The organism is Nesterenkonia lutea (genome assembly GCF_014873955.1).
Classification (GTDB): Bacteria; Actinomycetota; Actinomycetes; order Actinomycetales; family Micrococcaceae; genus Nesterenkonia; species Nesterenkonia lutea.
This window is the reverse complement of sequence record NZ_JADBED010000001.1, coordinates 1,198,742-1,216,758: the sequence shown is the minus strand read 5'-3', so window position 1 is coordinate 1,216,758 and position 18,017 is coordinate 1,198,742. Positions and strand designations below refer to the sequence as shown.

The following is an 18,017-nucleotide window of genomic DNA, read 5'->3' as shown; positions in this document are numbered from 1 at the left end:
CATCAGACTAGCGTCGGCACCGCCCGTACGGGCTGGATCAGGTGCTTTCCCTCTGGAAGCGAAAACGTGGGCCCTGTCGGGATCGAACCGACGACAACCGCGGTGTAAACGCGGTGCTCTACCAGCTGAGCTAAAGGCCCGGACGCAGATCCCACCAATCAGGAGCGATCTGCCGCAGCAAGAAGTCTAACAACCCCGATGTGCGGCTCAGGACCGTCCGCGGGACTGGTTCAGCCGGGTCTGCTCGGCCGCATAGAGCGCCGCGCCGACGATCCCAGCGTTGTTCTGCAATGCTGCACACTCGACCTCTGCCCGCAGATCCGTGACGTAGGGCAGGAAGTCTTCGCTGCGCTTGGAGATCCCGCCGCCGATGATGAACATCTCCGGGGACTGCAGCCGCTCCACGTGCACCAGGTAGCGGTTGAGCAGCCTGCCGTACTCGTCCCAGGGCATATCTGCCCGTTCCCGCGCCGCGGCAGAGGCCTTCTTCTCCGCGACCTCACCCTCGAACTCCAGATGGCCCAGCTCGCTGTTGGGGACCAGCACGCCGTCGTGCACCAGGGCTGAACCGATCCCGGTGCCCAGGGTGATGGTCATGACGGTTCCGTCGTGACCTTTGCCCGCGCCGTAGCGCGCTTCGGCGAGACCTGCGCCGTCGGCGTCGTTCAGGGTGTGGATCTCACCGGGCAGATGCCTCAGCAGAGCCGCCGCGTCGGTGTTGATCCAGGACTCGTCGATGTTCGCGGCCGAGAGCACGATGTTCTTGTCCACGATCGCGGGGAAGAGCACGCCCACGGAAAGCTCTGACTCAGCAGGCGCCTTCTCCCGGCCCAGCAGCTCGTCCAGGATCTGGCCGATGACCTCGGCCACTGCTTCCGGGGTCGCAGGCTTCGGAGTGGGGATGCGGAACCGGTCGCCGGTGAGGGTGCCCTTGTGCAGGTTGACGATCCCGCCTTTGATCCCGGTGCCGCCCACATCGATGCCGATGGCCCGCTTGGGCAGGTCAGACACGGTCTGGCTGGCGGGGGCGATGGCCTGGGCAGCCAGCGGCTGCTCGTGAGAAGAGCTCATAGTGATGCAGTATCTCCGTGCTGTGGGGGAGGGGACCGGACTCAGGCGCCTGAAGGCACCGTGAGGATTTCGGCGCCGTCATCGGTGACGACCAGAGTGTGCTCGAACTGCGCGGTGCGCTTCCGGTCGCGGGTCACGGCTGTCCAGCCGTCCTCCCACATGTCCCAGTGGCGCGTGCCCAGGGTGAGCATCGGTTCGATGGTGAACACCATTCCCGGTTCCATCAGGCGCGCGTGGTCCGGTGCCGCATCGAAGTGCGGGATCACCAGGCCCGTGTGGAACGCCTTCCCCACGCCGTGGCCGATGAACTCGCGTACGACACCATAGCCGAAACGCTTCGCATAGGACTCGATGGCGCGGCCGATCACGTTGATGGGCCGCCCGGGCTTGACCGCCCGGATCGCGCGCATCATGGCTTCCTGAGTGCGTTCCACCAGCAGCCGAGACTCCTCATCGACCTCGCCCACCAGGAACGTGTAGTTGTGGTCCCCGTGCACTCCGTCGATGTACGCGGTGATGTCCAGGTTCACGATGTCACCTTCGGCGAGCACCGTGGTGTCCGGGATGCCGTGACAGATGACCTCGTTCACCGAGGTGCAGATCGCCTTCGGAAACCCGCGATAGGACAGGCAAGAAGGGTACGCCCCACGCTCGGTCAGGTACTGGTGCGCGTAGGCGTCCAGCTCCTCGGTGGTGATCCCGGGTCGGATGAGATTCCCGGTGGCGACCATGGCGTCTGCCGCCAGCTGGGAGGCACGGCGGATCCGCTGCACGGTGGCGGCGTCGTAGACGTCCTCGCCGGTGTACTCCGGCGGCGCCTCCAGGCCCACGTAGTCGGGCCGCTCGATATGCGGCGGGACCGGCCGCTCGGCAGAGACGGTGCCCTTGGTCAGAGTGCCCACCGGGGCACGGGAGGACAGGGGAGTGGACTGCTGGGTAGCCATGGGAGCCATTCTATCGGTCAGCCGTCGAGCGGCTCGGCTGGTCGGCGCGGGCGCAGCTGCAGAACCAGGGCCACCACCGCGATCGTCACGATCACGCTGATCGCCACGGGCAGTGTGGACCCCTGGGTCATCACCCCGACAGCAGGGGAGAGCATCAGCACCACAGCACGCATGGCCCAGCTGATCCAGGTCACCCCGCTGTGCGCGGGCAGTCCCGGGACCCGGTCCGCCCGGGCGAACGCCAGCGGCACGGTCACCGCGCAGCCGAAGCCCGCGATCGCCAGACTGACCAGGGACAGCGCGACGCCGGGTGCCCAGGCAGCTCCGAGCAGTCCGATGATCACCGCGGTCAGGCTCAGGATCAGCGAGGCGCGTTCACCGAGCCGGTCGATGACCCGGTCGCCGAGCATCCGCCCGATGAACTGGGCGCCCAGCAGCACGCTGAGCCCGATCCCGGCTGCGGCGGGGTCCATGCCGCGTTCGGTGGAGAGCAGGACGGCGGACCAGTTGTTGCCGATGTCCTCCACGGACATTCCGGCCAGTCCGATCAGCGTCAGCGGCAGCAGGATCTTCACCGTGGACCAGCCCGACGGCCTGGCGGGCACCTCCTCGGCGTCCTCTGCGGCCACCGGTTCAGGCATGAACGCCCGGGAGGACAGCGTCATCGCGAGAACACAGACCACGGCCCACACACTCATATGCACCAGCAGGGGCACTCCCAGCACTGCGGCCAGTGTCCCCACCGCACCACCGATCGCCGCGCCGATGCTCCACCCGGCATGCATCGAGTTCAACAGCGACCGTCCATAGGCGGCCTGGACGCGCAGACCCTGAGAATTCTGCGCCACATCGACCACGGCGTCCCCGGCCCCGGCGACCAGCAGCCCTGCGAGCACCACCCACGGGCTGCCCAGCGCCACCCCGCCGGCCGCCAGGATCAGTCCCGCCCCGATCGCAGCGGTGGTGAAGCTCGCGGTGCGCGCCACACCGATCCTGCGGGCGATGACGCCCGGAAGGTGCAGCGCCAGCGCGCCGCCGAGCCCGAAGCCCACGACCATCAGGCCGAAGAGCGCCGGACTCAGTCCCAGCGTGTCCTTGACCTCGGCGTAGCGGGCCAGCAGCGAGGCCGGCAGGGCACCGTTGGTGGCGAAGGCGGCCATGGAGGCCAGCCGACTCCGCCGCAGGGAAGGTGCGCTGCGGCGTCGTCGAGGGGTGGCTGGCGGCGTCGGCGGTGCTGCTGGCGACGTGTCGGAGGGGGAGCTTGCGTGCATGGCTAGAAGTCTGACACGACGACGCGGCTAGAGCGCTCACCGCGGGGGTTTACAAGCGGCGTATCCTGGGCGCATGAGTACCGAATACTGGTTCAACGTGCGCACCCGGGAAGTCGAGGAGGGCGCTCAGTCTTCCTGGAAACATCTGCTGGGTCCCTATTCCACCCGCGAGGAGGCCGCCGAGGCGCTCAAGCGCGTCGAGGCCAACAACGAGGCCTGGGATGAGGAGGACGAGGAGTTCCAGATCTGGGACGACGCCAAGGACGCTGAACCCCCGAGCTGAGTCGCCGCCACAGCGTCAGCAGCTCTGGGCGCTTCGACGAGCCCAGGAAACTCAGCGTTCGAAGCTGTGCTCCTCTGCGGGGAAGCTCCCCTCGCTGACGTCCTTGCGATACTGGCCCGCGGCGCGGGACACCACCTCGCGCAGGTTCACGTACTGCTTGACGAACTTCGGCACCCGCCCGGTGCCCAGGCCCAGCATGTCCTGCCAGACCAGCACCTGACCCGTGGTGCCGCTGCCTGCGCCGATCCCGATGGTGGGCACACGCAGCTGCCCGTCCACCTCGGCGGCGAGACTCGCCGGCACCATCTCCATGAGCACACAGAACGCGCCCGCAGCCTCCAGCGCCAGTGCATCCTCGCTCAGCGCCTGAGCAGCCTCTCCGCGTCCCTGCACCCGGTAGCCCCCGAGGGCGTGCTCGGACTGCGGGGTGAAACCGATGTGCGCGATCACCGGGATCCCGGCCGCGACCAGGGCGCGGACATGATCGGCCATCGCCGCTGTGCCCTCGATCTTCACCGCCTGGGCCCCGGCCTCCTTCATGAACCGCACCGCGGTGGCCACCGCCTGTGCGGGGGAGGCCTCATAGCTGCCGAAGGGCAGGTCGGCCACGACCAGTGCGCGGGAGGCGCCGTTGACCACAGACTTGGTGAAGACGAGCATCTCCTCCACGGTGATCGGCAGCGTGGAGCTGTGCCCCATCATCATGTTCGCGGCGGAGTCTCCCACCAGCAGCAGCTCGATCCCGGCCTCGTCGAAGATCGAGGCGATCTGCGCGTCGTAGGCGGTCAACATGGAGAACTTCTGGCCGGCATCCTTGAACTGCTGAAGATGGACGGTGCGTACCCGCTTGGGGCTGATCTGCTCGGACATGGGACCAGGCTACCGAACTCTGCACCGGCCCACCCGTGCGTCGAGGTTCAGTTGGGTAGAGTGGTCCCGGCGACACCCACGGCATTTCAGGAGGCGGCACCGCATGGATCGACAGCAGGAATTCGTACTGCGCACCATCGAGGAGCGAGACGTCCGCTTTGTGCGCCTCTGGTTCACCGACGTGGTGGGCTCGCTGAAGTCCGTCGCGCTGGCTCCGGCCGAGGTCGAGGGCGTCTTCAACGAGGGCCTGGGCTTCGACGGCTCCTCGATCGAGGGCCTTTCCCGCGTGTTCGAGTCCGACATGCTGCTCAAGCCGGACCCATCCTCTTTCCAGATCCTGCCCTGGCGCGGGGAGGAGGAGCCCACCTCGCGGATGTTCTGCGACATCCTCACCCCGGATCAGGAACCTGCGGCCGGGGATCCGCGCAACGTGCTGCGCCGACAGCTGGACGTGGCCGGGGAGATGGGCTTCACCTGCTACACCCACCCGGAGATCGAGTTCTACGTGCTCGAGTCCCAGGAGATGGACCAGGACGGCAGCCCCGTCCCCGTGGACCGGGCCGGCTACTTCGACCACGTCACCGGCAGCGTCAGCCAGGACTTCCGCCGCCACACGGTCAACATGCTGGAGGCCGTGGGCATCTCCGTGGAGTTCAGCCATCACGAGGCAGGACCCGGCCAGAACGAGATCGACCTGCGCTACGCCGACGCGCTGACCACTGCGGACAACATCATGACCTTCCGCACCGTGATCAAAGAGGTCGCGATCATGCAGGGCAAATATGCCAGCTTCATGCCCAAGCCCTTCACCGAACACCCCGGTTCCGGCATGCACACCCACTTCGGGCTCTTCGAGGGCGACACCAACGCGTTCTTCGCCCCGAACACCGAGTACAACCTCTCGACGACCGCTCGGCAGTTCATCGCCGGAGTGCTACGCCACGCGCCGGAGTTCACCGCGATCACCAATCAGTTCGTGAACTCCTATAAGCGTCTCTGGGGCGGCGGCGAGGCCCCCTCGCACGTCTCCTGGGGCCACAACAACCGCTCCGCGCTGGTCCGGGTCCCGCTGTACAAGCCCACCAAGGGCGGCTCCGCGCGGGTCGAGTTCCGCGGCATCGACTCCGGCGCGAACCCCTACCTCGGGTACGCGGCCGTGCTGGGCGCCGGGCTCAAGGGCATCCGCGAAGGCTACGAGCTCGTGGACCCGGTGGGCGAGGACGTGTGGTCGCTGACCACCGCCGAGCGCAAGGCCCTGGGGATCAAGCCGCTCCCGGGCACTCTGCATGAGGCGCTGCGCCAGATGGAGGAGTCCGAGCTCATGGCCGAGATCCTGGGCGAGCAGGTCTTCGAGAACTTCCTGCGCAACAAGCAGCAGGAATGGGACGAGTACCGCGTGAACGTCTCTCCGTTCGAGACCAAGCGGTATCTCGGCCTGATCTGACCGTGGCTGTCTCCGCGCCGACCCACCGCGATCTGATCGCCGCCGGCTTCCAGGAGCTCGAGCGCGCCTCCGGGTTCCTCGCTGACGAGCACCTCAGCGGCCTGGACCCGGCGGTGCTGCTGAGCACCCTGCACTACGCGCCGAACCCGGACCAGGCGCTGCTGCTGCTGATCCGACTTGTGGAGCGCGCGGGGAACGTCTGTGATCTGTTCACCGATGTCACTGCGGGCGTCTACCTGCGCGCGGTGCCGCTGATCCGGCTGCTCGGAGCCTCCCAGGCGCTGGGCGAGTTTCTGGTGCGCCGCCCGGAGAACTGCGATCTGCTCTTCAGCATCGCCGACACCCTGGAGGCTGACCGGGACGAGCACCAGCACCACCACGCCCCCGACGACGCCGCGGCCCTCGCCCACCCGAGGGTTCTCGAACCCGAGGTGCTGCGCACCCGGCTGCTGGAATCCGTGCACGCCGGTCCTTCCGCCGAGTCCCCCACGGCGCAGCTGGCCGAGGACTTCACCGCCAAGGACGCCGGCGTCGCGCTGCGCCGGGCCTACCGCCGGGAGCTCACCGCGCTGGCCTTAACCGATCTCAGTGCCGCCGATCCCGCCGGGTACCAGCCGATGGTCTCGCGCCAGCTCGCGGATCTGGCGGCGGCAGCCATCGACGCCGCCCTGGCCGTCAGTCGCGCCGAGCTCACCGACCGCAACGGCCGCACCGCCGAGATGGTGGAGCTGGCCGTCATCGGGATGGGCAAATGCGGAGCCCGCGAGCTGAACTACATCTCCGATGTGGACGTGATCTTCGTGCACCGCGCCGCCGAGGAGATCGACTCCGCCGCCGCGCGCAACACGGCGGTGGCCATGGCCGCGGGCATCTCCAAGGTCATCAACGGCCCCGGCCCCGAGCCAGGACTCTGGGAGGTGGACGCGAACCTGCGCCCGGAGGGCCGCGAAGGCGACCTCTCCCGCACGCTGGAGTCCCACCTGGAGTACTACAGGCGCTGGGCCCACGGCTGGGAGTTCCAGGCGCTGCTCAAAGCCCGGCCCATCGCCGGCAGCCGCAGCCTCGGCGCAGCCTACATCGACGCGATCTGGCCCCAGGTCTGGACCTCCTCCGCGCAGGAGAACTTCGTGGAGAACGTCCAGCGCATGCGTCGCCGGGTCTTCGAGAACATCCCCGCCGAGGAGGTGGACCGGGAGATCAAGCTCGGTCGCGGCGGGCTGCGGGACATCGAGTTCACCGTGCAGCTGCTGCAGCTGGTCCACGGACGGGTGGACGAGTCCCTCCGCGTCCGGGATTCGCTGGCCGCCATCGAGCTGCTCGAATCAGGGGAGTACGTGGCCCGGGCCGACCGTGACGCCATGTCGCGCTGCTACCGGATGCTGCGCCTCTATGAGCACCGGATCCAGATGAGCAACATGCGCCGGACGCACCTGATGCCGGTGAAGGCCGATGAGGTCCGCGCGCTGGCTCACGCCGTGCGCCCGCCGAACCGGCGTCGTCGTCCTGCTGGGGAGGAGGTGCTCAGCCAGTGGCGCGAGATCGCCCGGGAGGTGGCCAGCTTCCATGAGCGGATCTTCTACCGGCCGCTGCTCTCGACCACCGCCGTGCTCTCCGACGAAGACGTCCGGCTCACCGAGAAGGCCGCCCAGGACCGCCTCGCCGCGCTGGGCTACCACGATGCGGCCGGCGCCATGCGCCACATCTCTGCGCTGACCTCCGGGCTGACCCGGCGCTCGAAGCTGCAGCGCCGGATCCTTCCGATGATGCTGGGCTGGTTCGGCGAGGGCGTGGATCCCGACGGCGGGCTGCTCGCCTTCCGTCGGCTCAGCGAGTCTCTGGGGCAGAGCCCCTGGTACCTGACCATGCTGCGTGACTCCTCCGTGGCGGCCGAGCGGCTCTCGCTGATCCTGGCCGGGTCTCGGTTCATCTCCGACATGCTCGAGCACTCGCCGGAGTCCACCAAATGGCTGGGCGACAACTCCGCGCTGGCCCCGCGCAGGTTCGAGACCCTGTGGCGCGAGATCAGCAACAAGATCACTCGGCACAAGGACGACCTGGAGACCGGGATGCGGCTGGCCCGGCTGGTGCGCAAGCGCGAGACCCTGCGGGTGGCCATCGCCGACGCCGTGGGACTGCTGGACGTCTCCGAGGTGGGCACCGCGCTCTCAGATGTGGACCGGGCCGCGACGCTCGGTGCGCTGCGCGTGGCCGAACGTGAGATCTGGGACGTGGAGGGCCGGCATGCGGACCTCGCCGTGATCGCGATGGGCCGTCAGGGCGGACGCGAGATCGGATACAGCTCCGACATGGATGCCCTCTTCGTGCACACCGTTGCCGAGGGGGGAGACCCCGCGCTGTCGGACAAGCAGGCGCAGAAGCTGGCCGCACGGGTCAGCGCGCTGCTCTCCAAGCCGCTGAAGCCTGCAGTCCGTGGCGAGTTCCCGCTGAAGCTGGACGCAGACCTGCGCCCGGAGGGCAAGAACGGGCCGCTGTCCCGGTCGCTGGACTCCTACGGCGAGTACTACCGTCGCTGGATGGATGTCTGGGAGCGCCAGGCGCTGCTGCGGGCCAGGCCCATCGCGGGAGACGACCGGCTCCTGGAGGACTTCATGGAACTGGCCGACTCGGTGCGCTACGGTGCGCCGCCGAGCGCCTCCCAGGTCCGTGAGATCCGCCGGATCAAGGCCCGGGTGGAGTCTGAGCGGCTTCCGCGCGGCGCCGATCCCTCGCGCCATGTGAAGCTCGGCCGCGGCGGGCTCAGCGATGTGGAATGGCTGGTGCAGCTCTTTCAGCTCGAACACGCCCACAGCAAGCCGCGACTGCGCACCACCTCGACGCTCACCGCGCTGGACGTGCTGGTCGATGAGGAGCTGATCAGCCCCCTGGAGGCCGAACAGCTGACCGAGGCGTGGACGCTGTGCACGCGCGTGCGTTCAGCCAGCACGGTGTGGAGCGGCAAGACCTCAGACGTGCTGCCCTCGGCACGGCGCGACCTGGACGCGGTCGCCCGCTGGTGCGGGTTCGAGGCCGGCGGCAGCGCCGATTTCGAAGAGCACTATCTGCGCACGACCCGACGCTGCCGGCAGGTCTACGAGCGGCTGTTCTACGAGGCCTGAGCCCGCTTGAACTCTGCGGTCCATGACTCCGGAGTGTCTGCGCTGGCCGCAACGGCTGGCCGCGGGGCGAGCAGCTCCAGGGTCCGGTGCTGGACCGCTTCATCGGGAGCCAGGTTCACCAGCATGAGCTCATCGGCCTGGACCTCCTGCGCAAAGGAGTCCAACCAGGACACGACCTCCTGCTGAGTGCCCACCGCAGCGCGGGAGAGCATGCTCAGCACCTGACGACCGGCGGGGTGATCGCGCAGCATGTGCACGTCATCATCGGTGATCTGCCGGTTGCGGCCCAGATGATTCTTGATCCATGCGTTCTCTGCCAGGGTCTTCTGGTCCTGGGCGAGGGACGCATCATCATGGGCGATCACATTGGCGGCGGCGATGAAGTGCGGCTTCGCGTGGGGCCCGGCCAGGGAATTGGCCGCATCGAAGGTGGTCCGGTAGGTGTATGCGGCCTCGTTGAGCATCTGCGGGGCGAAGTGGGAGGCGAACGCGTAGGGCAGTCCCAGCTTCGCCGCCAGCTGCGCGCCGAAGAGCGAGGAGCCCAGGATGTAGAGCGGGACGTCGGTGCCCGATCCCGGGTACGCGTTGACGCCTGGGATGCGGCTGTAGCCGGAGAGGTATCCGCTGAGCTCCATGACATCGGACTGGAACCGGTCGGCCTCCGTGCCGTCGCGGCGCAGCGCACGCATCGTGGGCCCGTCAGTGCCGGGGGCGCGACCCAGGCCCAGATCGATGCGCCCGGGGTAGAGCGTCTCCAGAGTGCCGAACTGCTCGGCGATCATCAGCGGAGCATGGTTGGGGAGCATGATGCCGCCCGAGCCCACGCGGACGTTCGAGGTCTGAGCCGCCACGTGCTGGATCAGCAGCGCCGTGGCACTGGAGGCGATGTTGGGCATGTTGTGGTGCTCGGCGAACCAGATGCGGGAGTATCCGAGGCTGTCAGCGGTCTTCGCCAGCCTCACGCTGCGGGCGATCCCGTCGGCGACGGTCTCGGGGGAACGGACGAAGGCGAGGTCCAGCAGAGACAGCGGACGCGATGCAGTGGGTGACATACCTCTTGCAACATCACGGAGCCTCGATCTCATTCCGCCGGGCTGGGCACTCGGGTGGAAGGATGCTCGCCCTGTCGCATGAGGGGCAGGTGCTCGATCCGCTCGGCGCCCCGGCCCAGAGCGGCGCTGACCGAGCGAAGCGCTGAGGTTGTCGTGTCTGAGGAGCTGAGCCTTGCCGCATAGTCCGCCAGGTCTCGAGTTCGATCGATGACCGTCAGCGGCACTGCTGCCACCACGTTGCCCGGCGGGCGACGAGCGACGACGGGGTGGGCCCGGGTCGGGGCGGTGCGGCGGAGCACCTCCCACATCACTCCCAGCCAGCGCAGCTGCCGAAGCGTGAGGGCCTCCTGCAGGCGCGGGAACAGTTCGTCCTCCTCGTCCCGCACGTCCTCGCGGAGCACCTCGGTCAGCCGGTCAAGGAGGGGTTCCCGCTGGGCATCACTGCGGTCCAGGCGATCGAGCTGACTGACCAGCTCGTTGACCTCCTGATGTTCCTGCTCGACCTCGAGCGTCAGGTCCTGGCCATCGGTGAGAACCCTGCGCATGACAGGCCACAGGACCGCCTCCTCGGCGAAGGCATGCGGAAAGACCAGGCGATAGATGCTCAGCAGAACCTCATCCTGTTCCTCGCCACGCGCCTCGCGCAGACGCCGGAGCAGCCTGTCGAGCTCAACATGGTCCTTCTTCTGTCGGACAAGCACGCTCAGACGTCCACCAAGTTCAGCTGTGGACTGATCAGCAACGGACCTCGGCACAGAGTCCTCCTCGCGTCGTGCGGTGAAAAGTGGACTCAGTGTAGCTGGCACCGTCACGAAGATCCATGAAACGACAGAGGCACCCCAGGCAGAAGTCCGAGGACTCTTCGCTGCCTGTGGTGCCTCTGTCAGTGCATGGATTCTCGAAGCGGCTCAGCCGACTCCGGGTCCGCTGCCGAGCGAGCCGGGGTGGATCAGACCGAGTAGTACAGCTCAAACTCGTAGGGGTTCAGCCGCAGGCTCAGCGGCACGATCTCTTCCTCGCGCTTGTATTCGACCCAGGCCTTGACCAGGTCCTCGGTGAAGACCCCGCCTTCGAGCAGGAACTCGTGGTCCTGCTCGAGCGCTTCCAGTGCCTCCTCCAGCGAGCCGGGAGCCTTCTGGATGCCGGCGGCCTCTTCGGCGGGCAGCTCGTAGAGGTCCTTGTCGATCGGATCAGCAGGCTCGATCCGGTTGCGGATGCCGTCCAGGCCAGCCATCAGCTGAGCGGCGAACGCCAGGTACGGGTTCGAGGAGGGGTCCGGTGCGCGGAACTCAAGGCGCTTGGCCTTGGGGTTCGAGCCGGTGATCGGGATGCGGATCGCCGCGGAGCGGTTGCCCTGCGAGTAGACCATGTTGATCGGAGCCTCGTAGCCCTTGACCAGACGCTTATACGAGTTGACCGTCGGGTTGGTGAAGGCCAGCACTGCCGAGGCGTGCTTGAGCAGACCGCCGATGTACCAGCGAGCGGTGTCCGAGAGGTTCGCGTAGCCCTTCTCATCGAAGAACAGCGGCTCGCCGTCGGTCCACAGCGACTGGTGGCAGTGCATGCCGGAGCCGTTCTCGCCGAAGATCGGCTTGGGCATGAAGGTGGCGGACTTGCCGAACTGATCCGCCGTGTTCTTCACGATGTACTTGAACTTCATCAGGTCATCAGCGGCGTGGGTCAGCGTGTTGAAGCGGTAGTTGATCTCCTGCTGGCCGGGACCGCCGACCTCGTGGTGGGAGCGCTCGACCTCCAGGCCGACCGCGTCCAGCGCCACGCAGATGGCGTCGCGCAGATCCGCGCTCTTGTCCTGCGGGCTCACCGGGAAGTAGCCGCCCTTGGTGGCCATCTTGTGACCGAGGTTGCCACCGGGGATCTCTTCGGCAGACTGCCACGATGCCTCATCGGAATCGAGGGAGTAGAAGGAGGCGTCCGGGCTGGACTGCCACTTCACATCGTCGAAGAGGAAGAACTCGGCCTCGGGGGCGAAGAACGCGGTGTCCGCGATGCCGGAGGCCTCGAGGTACTCCTCGGCCTTCTGGGCCACGCCGCGGGGATCGCGGGCGTAGGGCTCGCCGGTGCGGGGGTTGACGATCGAGAAGGTCATCACCAGGGTCTTCTCCACGCGGTACTCATCGACGTAGGCGGTGGCCACGTCGGGGATGAGCTGCATGTCAGACTCGGCGATGCCCTGGAATCCGCGGATGGAGGAGCCGTCGAAGAGCTGTCCGTTCTCGAAGAAGTCGAGGTCGACGGTCTTGGCCGGGACATTGAAGTGGTGCTGAAGACCGGGAAGGTCGGTGAAGCGGACATCGACGAATACGATGTCCTCCGTTTCGATGAACTTCAGAACTTCATCAGGGCTTGTGAACATACGTCCGTGCTCCTCGTCAGGTGTCTGGGCTTGCGCGTGCAACAGTGGTGAACGCTCTGCTCCACGCTATGGGCCGGGCATTTCCCGGCCATCACGCAAATGTTTCCGTCATGTAACTTAAGTTGCTCATGGGCCTGTGACAGGGGGCCCGCAGTCGGAGGAATAGACTGACCGGGGCCGCCTCTGCACGGCCACATGCTCTACATCAGCTTCTCATATTCCATGCACAAGGAGATCTGTGGCGAAGAACGACGGCGCGCGCCCACCTGGAGCCGGCGCGGACCCGGAGGGGCCGCGATGGGCCGGCGATCAGCTGGGCCTGCCGGAGACCGGACCAGGCAGCATGGCCCCCTGGAGTCGGCGCATCATCGCCCTGTTCATCGACTGGGGGATCGCTGTGCTGATCTCGGTGACCTGGTTCGAGGGCTATGAGCTGGCGACCCTGGGCATCTTCGCGGCCGGCGAGATCATCCTGATCGGCCTGCTCGGCGTCACCGTGGGCAAACGGCTCATGCGCATCCAGGTGGTCCGCGGTCGGAACATCCCCGGTCCGCTGTGGGCCGCAGTGCGCACGCTGCTCCTGATGCTGATCCTTCCGCCCATCATCATCGGCTCCGACGGCCGTGGCGTCCATGACCGGGCCGCTGGCACCGTCCAGCTGCGGATGTGAGACCCGCGAGGACAGCACAGGTGAGTCGACTCGCGGGTCGACCGGGCCGCGGGCTGGCGGTGATCTGTGCGAGCGCGCTGAGCACCCAGTCCGGCGCCGCCGTCGGCTCTCTGGCGTTCAGCAGCCTGACCCCCGTGGGCGTGGTCGCGGCGCGCCAGGTGGTCGCCGCGACAGTGCTGCTGGCCCTGGCGCGGCCACGCTTCTGGCGCTTCACGCGAAGCCAGTGGTCCCCGGTGCTGCTGCTGGCGCTGTTCTTCGCGGGGATGAACACTGCGCTCTACGCCGCTCTGGAACGTGTGGGTCTGGGCACGGCGGTCACCATCGAGTTCCTCGGTCCCCTCGCCGTGGCTGTGCTGGCCTCGCGCCGACCGCGCGACGGCCTCTGTGCCCTGATGGCGCTGACCGGAGTGGTGCTGCTGACCCGGCCTGGACCCACCAGCGACCTGGTGGGACTGGGCTTCGCCGTCCTGGCGGCGGGATGCTGGGCCGGGTACATCCTGACCAACCGGGTGGTGGGTCAGCGTCTGGACGGGGTTCAGGGGGTCGCCATGGGCACCGCGATCTCCGCACTGGGCCTGGTCCCCATCGCCGCGGTCATCGTCTGGCACCTGCAGCCTCCGGTGGAGGCCTTCCTTTTCGCGGCCGTGGCGGGAGTCCTGGCCTCGGCCGTGCCCTATTCCCTGGATCTGATCGTGCTGCGGCACATCAGTCCCGTGGTCTTCGGGCTCGGCATGTCCCTGCATCCACTCTTCGCAGCGCTCATCGGCGCGCTCTTCCTGCACCAGCTGCTGCCCGTCGTGGCCTGGTTGGGGATCGTGCTGGTCGTGCTCAGCAACGCGCTGACCCTGGGCGGCGGGTCCCGTCCGAGGGTGCGCGGCCGCTGAGCCTCCAGGGGTGCCGCGCTCAGCGAAGGGTGCCACAGGCGGAGGCCTGGAAACGGGACTTTTCAGGCTGGAACCTTGAATCTCTGTATTGAAGGTTGTAACCTACATGCATGTTCGTCCTGACCGCTGACCAGCATCGCAGCACCGAGTCCGGGGAGCGCGTGGATGAGCTCCTGGGTGAGCTGGCTCCCTGGAGCGAACGCTGGTCCCGAGAGATCGTGCTCCCGCTGGAGCGCACCGTGGGCGATGAGGTCCAGGTCCTCCTGGACAGCGCCGAAGCAGCGGTGGACCTGGCGCTGACGCTGTGCCGCACCGAGGAGTGGGCCGTGGGCATCGGGGCCGGACCGGTGGATGACCCGCTGGGCTCCAGCGCCCGAGCCAGCTCCGGTGCCGCCTTCATCGAAGCGCGCTACGCCGTGGAGCGAGCTCGTGGACGCACCGAACCGGTGCCTCTGGTCGTCCAGGGCGAGGACGCGGACGCCGCCGTGGCCGCCACCGCCGTGCTCCAGCTGCTCGGCGGAGTCCTGCGCCGTCGCACGGAGACCGGATGGGAGGTCGCGGACCTCACCGCGGCAGGCAGCACCCGTGCTGAGATCGCCGCAGCGCTGGGCATCACCGTGTCTGCCGTCAGCCAGCGCGCCCGTTCTGCCATGCTCGAGGAGGAACGACGCGCCCGCCCGGTGGCCCACGCTCTGGTCACCGCCGCCGCGGGGGAGCCCGGGTGGAGCGTCACGCCTCTGCTGGAGAAGGAGGACTGAGATCATGACATGGCTCTGGATCACCGCAGTGGTGCTGCTGGCACTGGGCGTCTCAGCTCTGCTCGGTGCGGCCGTGGTGGGTCTGCTGCTGCGCCGGGTGGAGCCTGAGGGTTATGGCCCGGGCATCCTTCGCGGCGGAACCTGGATCGGCATACTGGAACGGCTCGCGATCACCGGTGCCGTGTTCGCCGGCTACCCAGAGGCCATCGCGGTGGTGCTCGCGATCAAGGGGCTCGGGCGTTACCCCGAGCTGCGCGCCTGGAAGGCGGAACACCGCGCAAAGGCCACCGAACGTTTCATCATCGGCACCCTGGCAAGCTACATCTGGGCCGGAGCGGTCGGACTCATCGGGGTGGCAGTGGTCGTCGCGATCAGCTGACCCGCACCTGTGACGACCCTCGTGATCAGTTCAGGCGTCAGCCGACCATGACGTCCGCGGCCTGGTGCTCGGAAAGCCGAGACTCGATGCTGCGGGCCAGCGCGAGCGCCGCCGAGGGAGCCAGGTGCAGATTCAGCGCCGGCTCGAAGAGCTCGGCCTCCAGAAGGACCGTGCCGAACTCAGCGGAATCGACCAGATCGACCCGGCCGTAGAGCGGCATCGGCGTCCCGGTGCGCCGCCCTGCGGCTGCGAGCACGCTCTCTCCGAAGGCCACCTCGGCCTGGGTGGCCTCCACCAGCTGCGCATCCTCCTGATAGCTTCCCCCGCGCAGTCCGCCGCCGCGCGCCAGCAGGGCGCCCTTGGCGATCGAGTGCGTGTGGTGCCCGTCGATGAAGTAGAGCGCCTTCTCCCGGCCCTCGCTCAGCTCCGGGATCTCGGGCTGGATCATGACCGTCAGGTCCCGGGCGAGGATCCGCTCACCCAGGGCGAGCGCGGACGCGGAGTCCGCGCGCAGCAGCCCGGTGTCGGAGGAGCCCGCGGAGATCGTCGGCTTGATCACCACCCATTCGCTCCCGTGGGCATTCAGGCCGCGGCGCAGCTGGGCGGCGTCGTCGGCCCAGGCGGTGGGCACCGTGGCGAGCCCCTGGTCCTCAAGCTCACGCAGGTAGACCTTGTCCAGGTTCCAGCGGATCAGCTCCGGACTGTTGAGCACCGGCAGGAGGCTCTGCGCCTGTTCGAGCCAGCCCAGGAACTCCTCGGCCCGGGAGGAATAGTTCCAGGGCGTGCGAATCACCAGCAGGTCATATTCCCGGGCCGGGGCCCAGTGGTGCCAGATGACCGGTTCTGCGGCGATGCCGAGCAGCTGCAGCTGCGCGATCAGCGGATCTGTGTCCCGGTCCGGGGCCATCGAATAGTCATCGGTGACCACGATCCCGACCCAGCGCGGCTGCGGCACCAGGACCTGCGCATGCTCGGTGACCCAGCGGAAGCGTTCGACGACGATGATCTCCTGCTCGTCCAGACGCTCCTCGCTGAGTTCGCCGGCGCTGCGCCAGAAGCTCTCATGAGCCTCGCGCCAGGCCTGCACAGAGTCGAAGCCCTCACCCTCACCGCGAGCTATCTCCTGGGTGACCTCACCCAGCGGCACCAGTGTCACCTCCAGCACCTCGACGACGCCGAGGCTTTCCTCCCCGGGGCCCACGAGACGCTGGAGCCCCGGGACGGGCAGCGGCTCAGACTCGGCCAGGTAGGACCGGTGCAGGCTCGTGGTCACGGTCTTGACCCCGGCGATCACGGCGGTGTTCAGCGAGCTGCGCCGCTCTCCGTCGGCGAGCTCCATGGCGGGCAGGGCGTGGATCTCTTCTGGGATCACGGGGTCATGCTGCCTGTTCGCTGGTAGTTGCCGTGCCAGCTCAGCGCCTCGCCGAGGAGATGAGGAGTATGCCGTCCACGGGGGTTCGCCGCCAGCGCGCGGTCGAAGTAGTCCTGGAGGAGCTCCTGGTAATCCGGGTGGGCGCAGCTGCGGATGATGCTGCGCGCCCGCGCCGCAGGGGAGAGGCCGCGCAGATCGGCCAGACCCTGTTCGGTGACCAGGATCTGAGTGTCATGCTCGGTGTGGTCGATGTGGCTGGCGAAGGGCACGATGGAGGAGATCGCCCCCTGCTTGGCCACGGAGCCGGAGACGAAGAAGTTCAGGTACGCGTTGCGCGCGAAGTCGCCGGACCCGCCGATCCCGTTGATGATCGAGCTGCCCATGACATGGGTGGAGTTCACGTTGCCGTAGATGTCGGCCTCCACCATGCCGTTGATGGAGATCACGCCGAGCCGGCGGATGGCCTCCGGGTGGTTGGAGACCTCCTGGGTGCGCAGCAGGATCCGGCCCTTGTACTCCTCGGCGCGAGCGTTGAACAGCTCGGCCCGCTCGGCGGAGAGGGAGAAGGAGGTTGCCGAGACCGCAGTGAGCTTGCCCGTGTCGATCAGGTCGAGCATGCCGTCCTGGATGACCTCGGTGTAGGCCAGCAGGTCCTCGAACTCGCTGTGCGCCAGCTCGGCCATCACGGCGTTGGCCACATTGCCGATGCCTGACTGCAGCGGGAGCAGATTGGTCGGGAGCCGGTCGTGGCTGATCTCGTGGCGCAGGAAGTCCACCACATGGGAGGCCATGGCCTTGGAATGCTCATCGGCGGGCTTGAAGGCCAGATTCCGGTCAGGAGCATCGGTCTTGACCACGGCGACGACCTTCTCCGGGTCGACCCACAGATAGGGATCGCCGATGCGCTGCAGCGGGTGGGTCAGCTGGATGGGCTGGCGCTCGGGAGGCAGCTTCGTGCCGTAGTAGATGTCGTGGAAACCTTCATAGGCGCGCGGGTGCCAGTCATTGACCTCGAGGATCACCTTGTCCGCCAGCTGCAGCCAGGTCTTGTTGTTGCCCACCGAGCTGCCCGGGACCAGCAGCCCGTTGGGCAGGATCGCGGCGACTTCGACGACGGCCACGTCGAGCTTGCCGTAGAAGCCGAACCAGGCCTGCTGCGCCGAATGGCTCAGGTGAGTGTCCACGTATTCGGTCTCGCCGGTGTTGATGGCTTCGCGCATGGTGGGATCGGACTGGAAAGGAAGCCGTGTGCGCACGGCGCCGGCCTCGGCCAGGACGCCGTCCAGCTCCGGCGCGGTGGAGGCCCCGGTCCAGAGGTCGATGCCGAAGTCCTCGCCGCGCCCGTGGGCGTCCTTGACACGTTCCGCCAGGGCCGCGGGCACCGCCTTGGGATAGCCGGCGCCGGTGAATCCGCTCATGCCGACTCGGTCGCCGTCGTTGATATGGGTGGCCGCATCCGCGGCGCTGGTGACCCTGGTGCTCAGCACGGGGCAGGTGATTCGACTCGCAGCAGCGCTCATTCACCCCAG

At 67.7% G+C, this 18,017-nt stretch carries 16 protein-coding genes and 1 tRNA gene; 7 read left to right on the top strand and 10 right to left on the bottom strand.

Annotated elements, in window-relative coordinates:
• Positions 1-67 precede the first annotated feature (67 nt).
• The 4 genes from H4W27_RS05530 to H4W27_RS05515 all read right to left on the bottom strand — a co-directional run bounded on the left by H4W27_RS05530 (position 68) and on the right by H4W27_RS05515 (position 3,286).
• Positions 68-140 (bottom strand) — tRNA-Val (locus tag H4W27_RS05530).
• A 67-nt stretch (positions 141-207) separates the two neighbouring features.
• Complete coding sequence (ppgK, locus tag H4W27_RS05525) at positions 208-1,071, bottom strand: polyphosphate--glucose phosphotransferase (RefSeq protein WP_192595042.1); 864 nt, start codon at positions 1,069-1,071, stop codon at positions 208-210.
• A gap of 41 nt (positions 1,072-1,112) precedes the next feature.
• Positions 1,113-2,015: a type I methionyl aminopeptidase gene (gene map / locus H4W27_RS05520; RefSeq protein WP_192595041.1), complete on the bottom strand. Its 903-nt coding sequence runs from the start codon at positions 2,013-2,015 to the stop codon at positions 1,113-1,115.
• Positions 2,016-2,032: 17 nt separating this feature from the next.
• Positions 2,033-3,286, bottom strand: coding sequence for an MFS transporter (locus tag H4W27_RS05515; protein WP_192595040.1), 1,254 nt, complete (start codon positions 3,284-3,286; stop codon positions 2,033-2,035).
• Positions 3,287-3,359: 73 nt separating this feature from the next.
• On the opposite strand from H4W27_RS05515, the gene H4W27_RS05510 reads away from it, so the two are divergent.
• Positions 3,360-3,569, top strand: coding sequence for an SPOR domain-containing protein (locus tag H4W27_RS05510; RefSeq protein ID WP_192595039.1), 210 nt, complete (start codon positions 3,360-3,362; stop codon positions 3,567-3,569).
• Positions 3,570-3,620: 51 nt separating this feature from the next.
• On the opposite strand, the gene panB is transcribed toward H4W27_RS05510, so the two are convergent.
• Positions 3,621-4,439 carry a 3-methyl-2-oxobutanoate hydroxymethyltransferase gene (gene panB / locus H4W27_RS05505; RefSeq protein WP_192595038.1) on the bottom strand — a complete coding sequence of 273 codons (819 nt, stop codon included), beginning with the start codon at positions 4,437-4,439 and terminating at the stop codon, positions 3,621-3,623.
• A 103-nt stretch (positions 4,440-4,542) separates the two neighbouring features.
• Here panB and glnA (H4W27_RS05500) point away from each other — a divergent pair, with 103 nt between their 5' ends.
• Entirely contained in the window at positions 4,543-5,883 is a 1,341-nt protein-coding gene (glnA, locus tag H4W27_RS05500) for a type I glutamate--ammonia ligase (protein ID WP_192595037.1), read from the top strand.
• A 2-nt stretch (positions 5,884-5,885) separates the two neighbouring features.
• Positions 5,886-8,999: a bifunctional [glutamine synthetase] adenylyltransferase/[glutamine synthetase]-adenylyl-L-tyrosine phosphorylase gene (locus tag H4W27_RS05495; RefSeq protein ID WP_318782176.1), complete on the top strand. Its 3,114-nt coding sequence runs from the start codon at positions 5,886-5,888 to the stop codon at positions 8,997-8,999.
• Here the strand turns inward: H4W27_RS05495 and H4W27_RS05490 are convergent.
• From H4W27_RS05490 to glnA (H4W27_RS05480), 3 genes are all read right to left on the bottom strand, one after another.
• Complete coding sequence (locus tag H4W27_RS05490) at positions 8,987-10,051, bottom strand: LLM class flavin-dependent oxidoreductase (protein WP_192595035.1); 1,065 nt, start codon at positions 10,049-10,051, stop codon at positions 8,987-8,989. The two genes, H4W27_RS05495 and H4W27_RS05490, sit on opposite strands and share 13 nt — an antisense overlap.
• A gap of 29 nt (positions 10,052-10,080) precedes the next feature.
• Entirely contained in the window at positions 10,081-10,806 is a 726-nt protein-coding gene (locus H4W27_RS05485) for a hemerythrin domain-containing protein (RefSeq protein WP_192595034.1), read from the bottom strand.
• Between the two features lie 194 nt (positions 10,807-11,000).
• Positions 11,001-12,425, bottom strand: a complete 1,425-nt coding sequence (gene glnA, locus H4W27_RS05480; protein ID WP_192595033.1) for a type I glutamate--ammonia ligase — start codon at positions 12,423-12,425, stop codon at positions 11,001-11,003.
• A 238-nt stretch (positions 12,426-12,663) separates the two neighbouring features.
• On the opposite strand from glnA (H4W27_RS05480), the gene H4W27_RS05475 reads away from it, so the two are divergent.
• The 4 genes from H4W27_RS05475 (at position 12,664) to H4W27_RS05460 (ending at position 15,116) form a co-directional block, all read left to right on the top strand.
• Positions 12,664-13,095 (top strand): RDD family protein, encoded by a 432-nt coding sequence (locus H4W27_RS05475; RefSeq protein ID WP_192595032.1) that lies wholly within the window; start codon positions 12,664-12,666, stop codon positions 13,093-13,095.
• A gap of 20 nt (positions 13,096-13,115) precedes the next feature.
• The gene (locus tag H4W27_RS05470) at positions 13,116-13,979 is read left to right on the top strand and encodes an EamA family transporter (RefSeq protein ID WP_318782175.1); all 864 of its coding nucleotides are present in this window, start codon (positions 13,116-13,118) and stop codon (positions 13,977-13,979) included.
• Positions 13,980-14,089: 110 nt separating this feature from the next.
• Positions 14,090-14,737 carry a hypothetical protein gene (locus H4W27_RS05465; RefSeq protein ID WP_192595031.1) on the top strand — a complete coding sequence of 216 codons (648 nt, stop codon included), beginning with the start codon at positions 14,090-14,092 and terminating at the stop codon, positions 14,735-14,737.
• A gap of 4 nt (positions 14,738-14,741) precedes the next feature.
• The gene (locus H4W27_RS05460; RefSeq protein WP_192595030.1) at positions 14,742-15,116 is read left to right on the top strand and encodes a hypothetical protein; all 375 of its coding nucleotides are present in this window, start codon (positions 14,742-14,744) and stop codon (positions 15,114-15,116) included.
• Positions 15,117-15,153: 37 nt separating this feature from the next.
• On the opposite strand, the gene H4W27_RS05455 is transcribed toward H4W27_RS05460, so the two are convergent.
• Both H4W27_RS05455 and H4W27_RS05450 read right to left on the bottom strand, forming a co-directional pair.
• Positions 15,154-16,488 carry an ASCH domain-containing protein gene (locus tag H4W27_RS05455; protein WP_192595029.1) on the bottom strand — a complete coding sequence of 445 codons (1,335 nt, stop codon included), beginning with the start codon at positions 16,486-16,488 and terminating at the stop codon, positions 15,154-15,156.
• Entirely contained in the window at positions 16,485-18,008 is a 1,524-nt protein-coding gene (locus H4W27_RS05450; RefSeq protein WP_192595028.1) for an acetyl-CoA hydrolase/transferase family protein, read from the bottom strand. Before H4W27_RS05450 ends, H4W27_RS05455 begins: the two co-directional genes overlap by 4 nt.
• Between the last annotated feature and the right edge of the window lie 9 nt (positions 18,009-18,017).